Annotated in this window: 12 protein-coding genes; 10 read left to right on the top strand and 2 right to left on the bottom strand. The window is 42.1% G+C overall.

From position 1 onward, the window contains the following. Positions 1-8: 8 nt before the first annotated feature. Both glnD and map read right to left on the bottom strand, forming a co-directional pair. Positions 9-2,627: a [protein-PII] uridylyltransferase gene (gene glnD, locus AUR67_RS17985; RefSeq protein WP_054553125.1), complete on the bottom strand. Its 2,619-nt coding sequence runs from the start codon at positions 2,625-2,627 to the stop codon at positions 9-11. Between the two features lie 12 nt (positions 2,628-2,639). Beyond that, entirely contained in the window at positions 2,640-3,449 is an 810-nt protein-coding gene (gene map / locus AUR67_RS17980) for a type I methionyl aminopeptidase (protein WP_268801438.1), read from the bottom strand. Positions 3,450-3,696: 247 nt separating this feature from the next. On the opposite strand from map, the gene rpsB reads away from it, so the two are divergent. The 10 genes from rpsB (at position 3,697) to AUR67_RS17930 (ending at position 14,285) form a co-directional block, all read left to right on the top strand. Continuing rightward, positions 3,697-4,425, top strand: coding sequence for a 30S ribosomal protein S2 (gene rpsB, locus AUR67_RS17975; protein WP_054562046.1), 729 nt, complete (start codon positions 3,697-3,699; stop codon positions 4,423-4,425). 103 nt (positions 4,426-4,528) lie between these two features. Further along, positions 4,529-5,380, top strand: a complete 852-nt coding sequence (gene tsf, locus AUR67_RS17970; RefSeq protein WP_058586279.1) for a translation elongation factor Ts — start codon at positions 4,529-4,531, stop codon at positions 5,378-5,380. 151 nt (positions 5,381-5,531) lie between these two features. Next, a complete protein-coding gene (gene pyrH / locus AUR67_RS17965) occupies positions 5,532-6,281 on the top strand; it encodes a UMP kinase (protein WP_054553317.1) in 750 nt (249 codons plus the stop codon). Between the two features lie 14 nt (positions 6,282-6,295). Then, complete coding sequence (gene frr / locus AUR67_RS17960) at positions 6,296-6,853, top strand: ribosome recycling factor (protein ID WP_054553121.1); 558 nt, start codon at positions 6,296-6,298, stop codon at positions 6,851-6,853. 104 nt (positions 6,854-6,957) lie between these two features. Further along, the gene (locus AUR67_RS17955; RefSeq protein WP_058586278.1) at positions 6,958-7,737 is read left to right on the top strand and encodes an isoprenyl transferase; all 780 of its coding nucleotides are present in this window, start codon (positions 6,958-6,960) and stop codon (positions 7,735-7,737) included. A gap of 22 nt (positions 7,738-7,759) precedes the next feature. Then, a complete protein-coding gene (locus AUR67_RS17950) occupies positions 7,760-8,626 on the top strand; it encodes a phosphatidate cytidylyltransferase (protein ID WP_054553119.1) in 867 nt (288 codons plus the stop codon). After that, complete coding sequence (gene ispC, locus AUR67_RS17945; protein ID WP_058586277.1) at positions 8,623-9,822, top strand: 1-deoxy-D-xylulose-5-phosphate reductoisomerase; 1,200 nt, start codon at positions 8,623-8,625, stop codon at positions 9,820-9,822. The genes AUR67_RS17950 and ispC overlap by 4 nt, the downstream gene beginning before the upstream one ends. 1 nt (position 9,823) lies before the next feature. Next, positions 9,824-11,176 (top strand): sigma E protease regulator RseP, encoded by a 1,353-nt coding sequence (gene rseP / locus AUR67_RS17940; protein WP_058586276.1) that lies wholly within the window; start codon positions 9,824-9,826, stop codon positions 11,174-11,176. A gap of 106 nt (positions 11,177-11,282) precedes the next feature. After that, on the top strand, positions 11,283-13,754 hold the full coding sequence (gene bamA / locus AUR67_RS17935; RefSeq protein WP_058586275.1) for an outer membrane protein assembly factor BamA: 2,472 nt from the start codon (positions 11,283-11,285) through the stop codon (positions 13,752-13,754). 12 nt (positions 13,755-13,766) lie between these two features. Next, positions 13,767-14,285 (top strand): OmpH family outer membrane protein, encoded by a 519-nt coding sequence (locus tag AUR67_RS17930; protein ID WP_054553115.1) that lies wholly within the window; start codon positions 13,767-13,769, stop codon positions 14,283-14,285.

Genomic DNA, 14,285 nt, shown 5'->3' with positions numbered 1-14,285 from the left:
AGATCCTCTTATTCGGTTTCTGCGTTGAGTTTTTTACGCAATGCTTGATGAATTTTAGCCTGTTCTTCGTCTGTTAATGCTTGGTATTCGTTATTTGATACCACGAAGAAATCTTCTGCACGTTCACCAACTGTGGTGATCCGTGCGGCATGAATATGTAATAAGTGCGCTTGAAATACTTCCGCAATTTTTGTTAATAGACCCGGAATATCCACCGCTTGAATTTCAATTAAACTGCGGTCTTTACGGGCATGCGGTCTAAGCACAATTTTTGGTTTGATATTAAAGTCTTTGAAACGCTGTGAGCGATTCTTTTTCAGGCGAATCTTCTTTTTCGGGTCGCTAATTGCAAGATCTAAAGCACGTTTAATGCCTTGCGAACGGTTACTTGCAATCGGGTCACCATTGACCTCTAAAATAACAAAGCTAAATAGCACGTAGCCATCTTTTGTGGTCAATACCTGCGCATGTTGAATTTGTGCTTTTTTCGAACCAATCACACTAACTAAACGTGAGAATAAACTGCCTGAGTAAGGACTATAAGCAAATACTTGTGTACCACCATGCATTGCGGTGTTAGACACGGCAACGCTAGGCTGGCTTAAATCGTCACAGCTTAGTAGATGCTCTGTGTGCCACGAAATCTGTTGCTCGCTAAAAGCGGTAAAGTAATTGGCTTTAAAGCGACTCCAAATTAAGTCGATTTGATCTTCGTTACAACCGTGGTTCAGTAAGCGCTGTTTGGCTTGCTGTTTTTTATCACGTATTTGGTCACGTTGGTCCATTGGGTTTTCAAGCCCTAAACGAAGCGCGCGCTGGGTGTGTAAATACAGCTCACGTAGTAGGGTATTTTTCCAATCGTTCCATAGGTTATCGTTAGTTGCGCGAATATCGGCCAAGGTTAAGCAGTACAAGTAATCAAGCTGGCGCTCATTTTTCACTTTACTTGCAAAGTCTTTAATCACATCAGGGTCATTAATATCTTTGCGCTGCGCTGTAACCGACATAAGTAAGTGATTAGCCACTAACCACGAAATAAGCTTGCCATCTGAGGCTGGGAAGCGGTGTAGCTTAGCAAACGCGATTGCATCAACTGAGCCAAGCTCAGAGTGATCGCCACCTCGACCTTTAGCAATATCGTGGAAAATACCGGCTAAATAAAGTAACTCAGGCTTGTCCATACGAGTGACAATTTCACTACATAACGGAAATTCGCTGACTTTTGATTTATCAAAGTACTTATAAATATTGTTGATGAGTTTATGGGTATGTTCATCCACGGTGTAGGCATGGAATAAATCAAACTGCATTTGCCCAAAAATATTACGCCACTGTGGTAAGTAGGCAGCGATAATGCCGTGTTTGTGCATTAGCGTAAATGCGCGGCCCATACCGTTAGGATGTTTGATTAAACGCAAAAATGCTTCGCGACAGGCGGCGTAATCTTGTAAATCACCCAATAAACGACGGCGAACTTGGCGCATTGTACGTATGGTACTTGGGTAAATATGGGTGATCTCTGGGTTATCAGCAATATGCTCGAACAACACAAATAGCTGATCACGGCGGAAGAACACCGATGGATTCTTAACACGAATTTGATGGCCAATGCGCTCAAAGTTACGGTCAAGCTCAATCACAGGTAACTCACCGGCACCCGGTAAAATGCTTTGCTCAAAGTATGAAAGCAGCATTTGGTTAAGCTCACGTACGCGGCTCATGATCCTAAATAAGCGTTTCATCATGCGCTCGACTGAGGCTTTACCGTCACTACCAAAGCCGAGAATTTCAGCGGCGTTAGGCTGATGATCGAACAATAAGCGGTTTTCAGAGCGACCCGCAGCGATGTGCAGCGCAAAACGAATGTTCCATAGGTTTTCTAAACACTCAGACAGCTCTTGGTATTCTTCGTGAGTAAGATAGCCGTGATTTATGAGTTCTTGTAATGTTTCGGCTCTAAAGTGCTTTTTAGCAACCCAAATAATGGTCTGTAAGTCGCGCAGGCCACCTGGGTTTTCTTTGATATTGGGTTCAAGGTTATAAGCCGTACCATGGCATTTCTTATGGCGTAAACTTTGTTCTTGTACTTTTGCCAAAAAGAATTCGTCTGAGCGCCAAATAGGCGTATCAATTAAATGATTTTTTAATTTTTCGAATTCGATATGGTTACCGAAAATTAATCGGCTTTCGAGTAAGCTGGTGGCAAATGTCACATCTTCGCGTTTTTGTTCTAATGCTTGTTCTATAGTGCGAACGCTGTGACCAATTTCTAAATTAAGATCCCAAAGCATGGTAACGAACTGGCCAATTTTCTCGCACACGGCTTCACTTGGCTGCTCGCTTACTAGCAACATAAAGTCGATATCGGAATAGGGGTGTAGTTCGCCACGACCATAACCACCCACAGCAATTAGGGCTAAGTCACTTTCGTGAGCAAGGTCGTAATCGTGAAACAATTTAATTAATAGGCGGTCGATAAACTCAGCGCGGGCATTAATTAAGTTGCTAACGGGTTGTTTTGAGAATTCGTTCTGTAGCCATTTATAAAAATAACTAGAACAGTCGCGATAATCGCTAAGTTGCTCAGCTTGGCTGAGCAACTTTTTTACTTTATTGGGTAATGCCACTGGGGCTGGCTCCTAGTGTTCGATGATCCTGTCAATAGTATCATCTGATCGGAGCGTTAAAATTTCAACACCATTTTCAGTCACTAACAGTGTATGTTCCCACTGTGCAGACAGTGAACGGTCTTTAGTTACGACAGTCCAGTTGTCTTTAAGTAGCTTACATTGGCGTTTACCAGCATTAACCATAGGCTCGATTGTTAAGCACATACCTGCTTTTAATACTTCGCCAGTACCTGGTTTACCGTAGTGCATTACTTGAGGTTCTTCGTGGAACTCAGCACCAATGCCGTGACCACAATATTCACGAACGATTGAATAGCTAAAGCCTTCTGCGTATTTTTGAATTGCAGCACCGATATCACCTAAACGTACGCCTGGTTTTACCATTTTAATTGCAAGGTAAAGGCTTTCTTGCGTGATATCAGCAAGACGCTTGCCTTGAATGTTAGGTGTACCAACGTGGAACATCTTAGATGTATCACCGTGATAGCCATCTTTGATCACAGTCACGTCGATATTTACGCTATCACCTTCTTTAAGCGGTTTGTCATTTGGAATACCGTGACAAATTACATGGTTCACTGAGGTGCAAATTGATTTTGGGAAACCGTGATAATTAAGCGGTGCTGGAACAGCATCTTGAACATTAACAATATAATCATGACAAATTGTATTTAGTTCATCTGTGGTTACACCTGGCACCACATGCGGTTCTATCATTTCTAGTACCTCGGCGGCTAAGCGCCCGGCAACACGCATTTTTTCGATTTCTTCAGGGGTCTTGATCACAGCACTCATTGAGGCTCCAAAGTTGTTTTTCAGGTCAGTTTTTAGTGCACAAATTTTGCACTAGACGTTGAGTTTTCAATTTTAATATGGTATAAAGCGCGCCGTCTTTTTACAAATAAATTCTTAACTGATTTTTTGTATTTAAGACAAACACAATTTTATTTTAACACACACACGTATCGTCACATACACTTGGGTGCACTTAAGTTACAAATTAACTGCGGTGTTGGTGCTATGGGATATGTGGAGGCCTAACCCTAAATTATAGAGGATTATACAAATGGCAAACGTTTCAATGCGCGATATGCTTCAAGCTGGTGTTCACTTTGGTCACCAGGCACGTTACTGGAACCCTAAGATGAAGCCTTTCATCTTCGGCGCTCGTAACCGTGTTCATATCATCAACCTAGAGCAAACTGTACCAATGTTCAACGAAGCACTTAAGTTCTTATCGAACGCAGCTTCAAACAAAGGTAAAGTACTTTTCGTTGGTACTAAGCGCGCAGCAAGCGAAGCAGTTAAAGAAGCAGCGATCCAAAGCGAGCAGTTCTACGTAAACCACCGTTGGTTAGGTGGTATGTTGACTAACTGGAAAACAGTTCGTCAATCAATCAAGCGTCTTAAAGACCTTGAAGCGCAAAGCCAAGACGGTACTTTCGAGAAATTAACTAAGAAAGAAGCGTTAATGCTTACTCGTGAAATGGAAAAGCTTGAAAAGAGCCTTGGTGGTATCAAAGACATGGGCGGTCTTCCTGACGCGCTTTTCGTTATCGATGCAGACCACGAGCACATCGCTATCCGTGAAGCTAACAACCTAGGTATTCCAGTTGTTGCTATCGTTGATACTAACTCTAACCCAGACGGTGTTGATTACATCGTACCTGGTAACGACGATGCGATCCGTGCTATCCAACTTTACACAGGCGCTGTATCAGCTGCGATCACTGAAGGTCGTGAGAACAACATCGTTGCTCAAGCTGAGAAAGACGACTTCGTAGAAGCTGAGTAATTAGCTGTCATCAAGTCTTCATCTAATTAAGATGAAGACTTGTTATTCTTGTTAAGCGGCCTATACCGCTTCCCTATAACAGAATTCAATTGAGGATATTCTAATGGCTGTAACTGCTGCCCTAGTTAAAGAATTACGCGAGCGTACTGGCGCTGGCATGATGGATTGTAAAAAAGCGTTAACTGAAACTAACGGTGACATCGAGTTAGCGATCGAAAACATGCGTAAGAGCGGTGCTGCAAAGGCTGCTAAAAAAGCAGGTAACATCGCTGCTGAAGGTACAATCTTAATCAAAGAAGGTAACGGTTTCGCTGCACTTCTTGAAGTTAACTGTCAAACTGACTTCGTTGCTAAAGACGCTAACTTCCTTGGTTTCGCTAACCAAGTTCTTGACGTTGCTGCAGAAACTAAAGCAGACATCGAAGCACTTAAAGCACAGTTCGAAGAAACTCGTGTTGCTCTAGTTGCTAAAATCGGTGAAAACATCAACGTTCGTCGCGTTGAGTACATCGACGGTGACAAGCTTTCTTCTTACCGCCACGGCGACCGTATCGGTGTTGTTGTAGTTGGTGAAGCTGACGAAGAAACACTTAAGCAAGTTGCTATGCACGTAGCTGCGTCTAAGCCTGAGTTCGTAAACCCAGAAGACGTACCAGCTGACGTTGTTGAAAAAGAAAAAGCAGTTCAAATCGATATCGCGATGAACGAAGGCAAGCCTGCTGAAATCGCTGAGAAAATGGTTATCGGTCGTATGAAGAAATTCACTGGTGAGATCTCTCTTACTGGTCAAGCTTTCATCATGGAACCTAAAAAATCAGTTGGCGAAATTCTTAAAGAGAAAGGCGCAACTGTTTCTAACTTCATCCGTTTAGAAGTTGGTGAAGGTATCGAGCGTAAAGAAGAAGATTTCGCTGCTGAAGTAGCTGCTCAAATCGCTGCTGCAAAAGGCGAGTAATTTTCTAACTTAGTGACGTAGGGTAATAAGATGAAATTAATCTGCTATTAGCTTTTGCGTCACTGATGAAAATTCTTTAAAATAACCGCGTTTTATGTGTAACCATAGCGCGGTTATTTTTTATCTCATTACTAAGGCTGGCCCAAATATTATGACTATCAATCGTAAACCTATTTTTAGACGTGTTCTTCTTAAACTTAGCGGTGAAGCATTAATGGGAGACGAAGGCTTCGGCATCGACCCAAAAGTACTTGACCGTATGGCTCAAGAAATTAAAGAACTTGTAGAGCTCGACGTAGAAGTAGGTTTAGTTATCGGTGGCGGTAACTTCTTGCGTGGTGGTTCATTAGCAGAAGCGGGTATGAACCGCGTAGTTGGCGACCACATGGGTATGCTTGCGACTGTAATGAATGGTTTAGCAATGCGTGATGCACTGCACCGTGCATTTGTAAATTGTCGTTTAATGTCTGCAATCCCACTGAACGGTGTGTGTGATGCTTACAACTGGGCAGAAGCTATCAGCCTATTAAAATCTGGCCGCGTTGTAATTTTCTCAGCGGGTACAGGTAACCCATTCTTCACGACTGACTCAGCAGCGTGTTTACGTGGTATTGAAATTGAAGCAGATACTGTAATTAAAGCGACTAAAGTGGATGGTGTTTACTCTGATGACCCAGTGAAAAACCCAGACGCTACACTATATCGCCACTTAAGCTACAATGAAATCATTGATAAAGAGCTTAAGGTTATGGATTTAGCTGCATTTACGCTGGCGCGTGACCACAACATGCCATTAAGCGTATTTAACATGAATAAATCAGGCGCGCTTAAGCGTGTTATTATGGGCGAAGATGAGGGAACGCTTATCTCTTCACAAGCCTCAGATGAAACTAGCAAATAGATTAGGATTGAACCGTGATTAACGATATCAAAAAAGATGCGTCAGAACGTATGCAAAAAAGTGTTGCGGCACTAGGCAGTCAATTATCTAAAATTCGCACAGGCCGTGCGCACCCAGCATTACTTGACGGTATTCAAGTGTCTTACTACGGTGCTGACACGCCATTAAACCAAGTTGCTAACGTAACAATTGAAGACTCTCGTACACTTGCAATTAGCGTGTTTGATAAGTCACTAGCGCAAGCAGTAGAAAAAGCGATCATGGCTTCAGATTTAGGTTTAAACCCAATGTCTGCAGGTACTGTTATTCGTGTTCCACTTCCTCCGCTTACAGAAGAGCGTCGTAAAGACCTTATCAAAATCGTACGTGGCGAAGTTGAAAGCGGTCGTGTTGCTGTACGTAACATCCGTCGTGATGCAAATGGCGACATTAAGAGCTTATTGAAAGAAAAAGATATTTCTGAAGATGAAGCGCGTCAAGCAGAAGACGAGATCCAAAAGCTTACTGATAAGTTCATTAAAGAAATGGACGCACAACTAGCTGCAAAAGAAGCTGAGTTAATGGAAATCTAATCGCTGCTGTTTATCTTTCAGACACTGATTCTGTAAGTAAACAGGCGTAACTAAATTTATTAGTTTTGAAACGCCGTCTAGGGTATACTAGACGGCGTTTTTTTATGGAATACTCGATATTTATGGTTCTTAACGCTGATAAAATTTCCCAGCAAAGTTTGCCTAAGCATGTCGCTATAATCATGGATGGCAACGGACGTTGGGCACAAGCGAAAAATCGCCCACGTGTTTATGGGCACAAAAAGGGCGTTGATGCGGTTCGTCAATCAGTGCAATTTTGTACTCGCTTAGGTATACAGTCGTTAACACTATTCGCATTTAGTAGCGAAAATTGGCGACGTCCAGAAGACGAAGTAAATACGCTCATGGAGCTATTTTTATTCGTACTGGGCAAAGAAGTTAAAAAACTTCATAAAAATAATGTAAAGCTAAACATAATTGGTGATTTATCACGCTTTTCAGAAGGTTTGCGCAATAAAGTTGATGCAGCCCATGAATTAACTCGTAATAATACGGGTCTACAGTTAAACGTGGCAGCTAATTATGGTGGACGTTGGGATATTACTAACGCCGCAACAACGCTTGCGAAAAAGGTCGCAGCCGGTGAAATGGCCGCAGAAGATATTACTGAAGAGCTAATGGCTGAACACATGAGTATGGCCGACCAAGGTGAGCTTGATTTAATGATCCGCACCGGTGGAGATTTACGCATCAGTAACTTCCTTTTATGGCAAGCGGCTTATGCTGAGCTTTACTTTACAGATACGCTTTGGCCAGACTTCAATGAAGCTGCATTTGCTGACGCTATCGCATGTTACGTTGCCAGAGAGCGACGATTTGGTTGTACAGGCGAACAAATAAAACAATTACTCGCCGAGACCTAATTACTAGTTGAAGGTACACACATTGCTAAAACAACGAATTTTAACCTCGCTCGTGTTGGCACCACTTGCACTTATTTTGGTTTTTTATACCCCATTAACACTATTTAGTTATATCGCCGCCGGTATTGTTTTACTCGGTGCATGGGAGTGGTCTGCATTTATGGGCCTATGCGATAAAGTTAAACGTTTTGGATTTGTTGCAGCAACGGCTGCATTTTTGGCATTACTTAACTGGCATTGGCCCATTGAATCACTTTGGCAAAATGGTCAATTAGTGGGTGATGCAAACTACCTATTTACCTTGTCATTTGCATGGTGGATTGTGGCAACTTATTTAGTTTGGCGCTACCCAGCTATGGCAAAGGCTTGGAATGAAGGCATTGTAATGCGTGCCATTGCTGGCTTTTTAACGTTAGTGCCGCTTTGGCTTGCACTAAATACACTACGTAGCGCAGGGTATGGCGAATCTACTCACTTTGGTTCAATGTTAATTTTAGTTGTACTTGGTATTGTGTGGAGCGCAGATATTGGTGCTTACTTTACTGGTAAAAACTTAGGTAAACGTAAACTAATGCCAAAGGTAAGTCCTAATAAAACGATTGAAGGTTTATTAGGTGGTGTAGTGGCTTCGGTTGTTTTTGTTTTAGCATTTTGCCATTTCACTAATGTTGATATGAGTGTTTGGCCAATCTATGCCGTGATGACTGCATTTATCGCTTTATTCTCAGCGGTAGGCGATTTACTCGAAAGTATGTTTAAACGTGAAGTTGGCTTGAAAGACAGCGGTTCATGTTTACCAGGTCATGGCGGTATTTTAGACCGTATCGATAGCTTAACTGCAGCTGCGCCAATCTTTGTACTTTGCTACGCATGGACACTGAGTTTATGAGCAAAGTAGAGCAACTTGTCGTACTGGGCGCAACTGGTTCAATCGGTTTAAGCACCTTAGATGTTGTTTCTAGAAACCCGGAGCGCTTTGCGGTTTTTGCTTTAGCGGCGGGTAAAAATGCCGAGCAAATGGCTGAACTGTGTATCGCACATCAGCCTAAGTTTGCTGTTATGGCTGATCAACAAGCCGCTAGCGCGCTTTCGAATTTACTCGCTAAAAGCTCATGCAGCACACAGGTGCTAGCAGGTGTTGATGCGATGTGTGAGCTTGCTGCACATACAGATGTTGATGCAGTGATGTCGGCGATAGTAGGTGCAGCAGGTCTGTTACCGACTTTAAGTGCAGTTGAAGCTGGCAAAAAAGTGTTGTTAGCGAATAAAGAGTCGCTAGTTATGTCGGGTCAGTTGTTTATTGATAAAGTAAAACAACATGGCGCCACTTTACTGCCTATCGACAGCGAACATAATGCGATTTTCCAATGTATGCCAGCATCATTACAGAATGCATCAGGCCTACTTGCTGATAATGGCGTGAGCAAAATCTTGCTTACTGGTTCTGGCGGTCCTTTCTTAAAACGTGATTTAGCGACATTACCATCAGTGACTGTTGCAGAAGCAGTGGCACATCCAAACTGGTCAATGGGACAAAAGATTTCTGTTGATTCAGCGACTATGATGAATAAAGGCCTAGAGTTTATAGAAGCCAAGTGGTTGTTTAACTGCTGTGCCAGTGATATTGAAGTGGTGATCCACCCACAAAGTATTATTCACTCTATGGTGCAATATCAAGATGGCTCAGTGCTTGCGCAAATGGGCAATCCAGATATGCGCACACCAATTGCTCATGCTTTAGCTTTTCCTGAGCGTGTCGATGCGGGTGTAAAACCGCTCGATTTTTCACAAATGGCAGATTTTACTTTCACTAAACCAGATTATGCTCGTTACCCTAATTTAAAACTTGCCATTGATGCGTGTGAAATGGGGCAAGGTGCAACCACCACAGTAAATGCGGCGAATGAAATAGCGGTTGCAGCATTTCTAAATGGTCAAATCGGCTTTACAGATATTTATAGAATTAACGCTGAAACGCTCAATGCAACACAAAATATCAACGTGCAGACCCTCGATGAGATTTTAGCTTGCGACCAAGCTGCACGTGTAAAAGCGACTGAGTTTGTAAAAAGAGGCATCAACTAGCATGTTTGATTTTTTCTGGAATCTTGGCTCATTTATTCTTGCTCTGGGTATTTTAGTGACTGTGCATGAATATGGTCATTTCTGGGTTGCGCGAAAAGCCGGCGTGAAAGTGCTGCGTTTTTCAATTGGCTTTGGTAAGCCGTTGATCAAATGGTACGACAAACAGCAAACCGAATATGTGATTGCAGCAATCCCACTAGGTGGTTATGTCAAAATGCTTGATGAGCGTGTTGACGAAGTCCCGCCCGAGCAGCGCCATTTATCATTTAATGCTAAATCAGTAAAAGCACGTATTGCGATTGTGGCTGCAGGCCCGATGGCAAACTTTTTATTCGCTATTTTTGCCCTTGCTGTAATGTATATGGTCGGTGTTCAGTCATTAAAACCTGTGGTGGGTGAGGTGTCTCAAGGCAGTCGTGCCGCAGCTGCTAATATTCAGCCAAACCAGCAAATTATTAAAATTGGTGAAGACGATATCAATACTTGGCAAGATGCAACATTCTCGCTCATGAGCCGCTTAGGTGAGCAAAGTGTTGTGGTAACGCTTCGCGATCAGAATTATCAAAAGCATGTGCGTACCCTTAACTTAGATGGTTGGAAATTAGATCAACAAGACGTACCACCATTAACCTCTATAGGCATTGTGCCATTTCGTCCTAAAGCACTTTTAGAAGTGGCGATGATCAGCAAAGGCTCGGCGGCAGAAGCTGCAGGGTTACAGGTTAACGACAAAATTCTTGCTGTAAATGGTGAAAATATCAGCAGTTGGACCCAGTTAGTTTCACTAATTCAGCAATCACCTAACAAATCCTTACAATTTAGTGTACAAAGGCAAGATAGTATAAAAGAGCTGTCAGTGACGCCACAAAGCAGAACCAATGATGCGGGGGTTGCTCAGGGCTTTTTAGGTGTGTCTCCGGTGGTTGAGCCATGGCCAGAAAACTATATTGAAACTAGACATTATGGCCCTGTCGATAGTATTGTGCTGGGCATACAAGAAACATGGCGTTTAATTACCCTTAGTTTTGACATGATTGGTAATTTAATTACCGGTCAGGTGTCGGTTAAAAATTTAAGTGGCCCGGTGGGCATTGCAGTTGGCGCGGGAACTAGCGTAAGCTATGGCTTGGTTGCATTTTTAAGCTTTTTAGCATTAATTAGTGTAAACCTTGGCGTATTTAACTTATTACCGCTGCCAGTGCTAGATGGTGGGCACTTAATGTATTACATAATTGAACTTTTTCGCAAAAAGCCGGTCTCTGAAAAGACGCAAGAATTTGGTTTTAAAGTGGGGGCCTTGCTGCTTCTGTTTTTAACATGTTTCGCTTTGTTCAATGATGTATCGCGTTTATAACAAGTAAGCGAAAAATTCCAATTTGAACACGATTGTAAAACACCGCAAAAGTTAAATTTATAAGGTGTTGAGCGGTAATACAGTTGTAAAGGATAAAGATAACAAAATGGCTATAAAAAAACATTTGGCAGTTTCAAGTTTATTAGGTGCTAGCTTTGCAGCCCTAGGCCAAAACTCCTTTATTGTAGATGATTTAAAAGTTGAAGGTTTACAGCGTGTTGCACTGGGTGCAGCGTTAACGCATATTCCGATCAACGTGGGCGATAATATTGATGAGTACACAATTTCTAGAACCATAAAGGCTCTCTATCGTTCAGGTCACTTTGACAATATTAAAGCATTACGTGATGGCAACAGTGTTATCTTCCGAGTGACTGAGCGCCCAACGATCAGCATGATCGAATTTGATGGCAATAAAGACATCAAAGATGAGCAACTTAATGAGTCGCTAGACCAGCAAGATATCCGTACTGGTGAGCCGCTTGATAAAACAGTCCTTGATAACATTGAAAAAGGCTTAGTTGAATTCTTCCACAGTATTGGTAAGTACAATGCAAAAGTGGATGTAAGCATTACTAAGTTACCGCGTAACCGTGTAAAACTTTTATTCACATTTGATGAAGGTGACGCAGCGTCAATTCGTCAAATCAACTTGGTTGGTAACGAGCTTTTCTCAGATGAAGAGCTACTTAAATTAGCTGAGTCTCAGCAAGATTTGCCTTGGTGGCAGTTCATGTCGAGCGACCGTTATCAAAAGCAAACTATCGAAGGCGATTTAGAGAAAATTCGTAGTTACTACTTAGACCGTGGTTACCTACGTTTTAATATCGATTCGACACAAGTATCAGTTAGCCCAGAGCGTGATTCTGTTTATGTAACAGCAAATATCACCGAAGGTGTTAAATATAAAGTTAAAGGCTTTGACTTTATTGGTGACTTGTTAGGCCGTGAAGAGCTTATTAAGAGCGTTATCCCGCTAAAAACTGGCGAGCTTTATAACGGCTCTGTGGTGACATCATCAGAAGAGTTTATTAAAAGCTACTTAGCACGTTTTGGTTATGCCAATGCTGAAGTACGTACCATCCCTGAGATTGATGACGAAAACAAAGAAGTTCAATTAACGCTTTCTGTTAATCCGGGCAAACGTGTTTATGTTCGTCGTATCATTGTGGGCGGTAACCAAAATACTTCTGATGAAGTGGTTCGTCGTGAAATGACACAGCTTGAAGGTGCATGGTTATCAAACCAAAGCCTTGAGCGCTCTAAACTGCAAATCCAGCGTTTACCTTACATGGAGAGCGTTGATTTTAATGTTGTGCCAGTACCAGGTGTAGATGACCAAGTTGATGTAGACTTTACTGTTAAAGAACAATCTGCAGGTAGCTTTAACGCAGGCCTTGCTTATGGTTCTTACTTGGGTTTGCAATTTAACATTGGTGTGAGTGAATCAAACTTCTTAGGTACCGGTAACCAAATTGGTTTCAACATTAATACCTCACGTGGTTCTGAGCGTATTAGTGTGTCTTACACTGACCCTTACTTTACGCCGGATGGTGTATCGCAAGGTAGTAGCATCTTCTACAGTAACTATGATGCAAGTAAATTCAGCCTAATCGACTATAAATCGAAGAGTTACGGTATTGGTACAAACATTGGTTTCCCAATCGATGCAGTAAACCGTATCAACTTTGGTGTTCGTTGGGTGCAAGAAGAGCTGTCTGATATTGCAGAATATGAGCAAACACGTGTTATTCGTGAAACATTCTTAGACCCTGAAAATCCAGATGCAGGATTTGACTTTACTAAGTACGAGTTAAGTGCAGGTTGGTCACGTGTTACTGTTAACCGTGGTCTATTCCCAACAGCAGGTTCGCGCCAATCTCTTAACTTAACTGCGACAACGCCAAACTCTGATTTACAGTACTTTAAACTAAATTATGACTCGCGTTTCTACTGGCCAATCAGTAATGACCACCGCTGGGTGTTCTCAACGCGTGCGGCACTTGGTTACGGTAATGGTTACGGTACAACCAATGGTTATGACCAAACACTGCCGTTCCAAGAGTTCTTCAGAATTACTGAAATGGAACTACGTGGCTTTGACCGTAATACGATCTTACCACGTGCTGTATCACGTTTTCCGCAAAGCATTCCTGGTACACCGTTACCTGATGGTACGACAACAGGTAGCATTGGTGGTGCATCAGAATTTGACCAATTACAAACAGCAGGCCGAATTGGTGGTAATGCCAAAGCGGTAGCAGGGATGGAGCTTATTGTTCCAACACCTTTCTTAGATGAAGAAAACACCAGCTCTGTACGTACTAGCTTCTTCGTAGATGCTGCAAATGTATGGGATACAGAGTTTAATATTGACCGTTATCAAAACCTTTCAACAGACCAACGCGCAAAATTGGATGATTACTCAGATCCAATGCGCTTTAGGGTTTCAACCGGTCTTTCTCTACAATGGATCTCTCCGATGGGTCCAATGCTGATCAGTTTTGCGTATCCATTGCAAAAAGAAGAAGATGACGATACGAAGACCATCAGCTTTAACATTAGTAATACATTCTAAAGGAGTTTTTTCGTGAATAAATCAATTAAATCAACAGCTTTTGCACTACTTGCTACTTTATCTATGGGCCTATCTACTAACGCATTCGCGCACAAAGTAGGTATCGTTGACATGCAAGAAATCTACAAGCAAATCCCACAAATGGCGAAAGTAGAGCAAACTTTAGAAGCTGAATTCTCAGAGCGTCGTCAAGAACTAGAAAAACTTCAAGGTGATATCCGTTTTGAAGCTGAAAAGTTCAAGCGTGAAGCAACAACGATGAGCGATAAGCAAAAAGAAGAATTACGTACTAAGATTCAAGGTATGCAGCAGCAACTTGCTGAAAAAGGTCGTCCTTTAGAGCAAGAAATCAAAATGCGTCAAAACCAAGAACTAGCTAAAGTTCAAAAGCTAATCTTAGATGCAATCGAAGAAGTAGCGAAAGCTGGCAAATTCGATGAAGTTAAAGTAAAAGAAACAACGATTTATGTTAACCCTAAAACTGTCGATGACTTATCAAGCAAAGTTGTTGAAAAAGTAAGTAAGCAATAG

Origin of the sequence: Pseudoalteromonas sp. XI10 (assembly GCF_001469895.1) — a bacterium.
In the GTDB taxonomy this organism is placed as follows: Bacteria; Pseudomonadota; Gammaproteobacteria; order Enterobacterales; family Alteromonadaceae; genus Pseudoalteromonas.
This window is presented reverse-complemented; position numbering and strand designations above follow the sequence as displayed.

What these genes read in the sequence shown, in the direction of transcription:
- pyrH (WP_054553317.1), top strand. Translation starts at nt 5,532, where the DNA reads ATGACTATCAATCGTAAACCTATTTTTAGACGTGTTCTTCTTAAACTT.
- ispC (WP_058586277.1), top strand. Translation starts at nt 8,623, where the DNA reads ATGAGCAAAGTAGAGCAACTTGTCGTACTGGGCGCAACTGGTTCAATC.
- rseP (WP_058586276.1), top strand. Translation starts at nt 9,824, where the DNA reads ATGTTTGATTTTTTCTGGAATCTTGGCTCATTTATTCTTGCTCTGGGT.
- bamA (WP_058586275.1), top strand. Translation starts at nt 11,283, where the DNA reads ATGGCTATAAAAAAACATTTGGCAGTTTCAAGTTTATTAGGTGCTAGC.
- rpsB (WP_054562046.1), top strand. Translation starts at nt 3,697, where the DNA reads ATGGCAAACGTTTCAATGCGCGATATGCTTCAAGCTGGTGTTCACTTT.
- tsf (WP_058586279.1), top strand. Translation starts at nt 4,529, where the DNA reads ATGGCTGTAACTGCTGCCCTAGTTAAAGAATTACGCGAGCGTACTGGC.
- AUR67_RS17955 (WP_058586278.1), top strand. Translation starts at nt 6,958, where the DNA reads ATGGAATACTCGATATTTATGGTTCTTAACGCTGATAAAATTTCCCAG.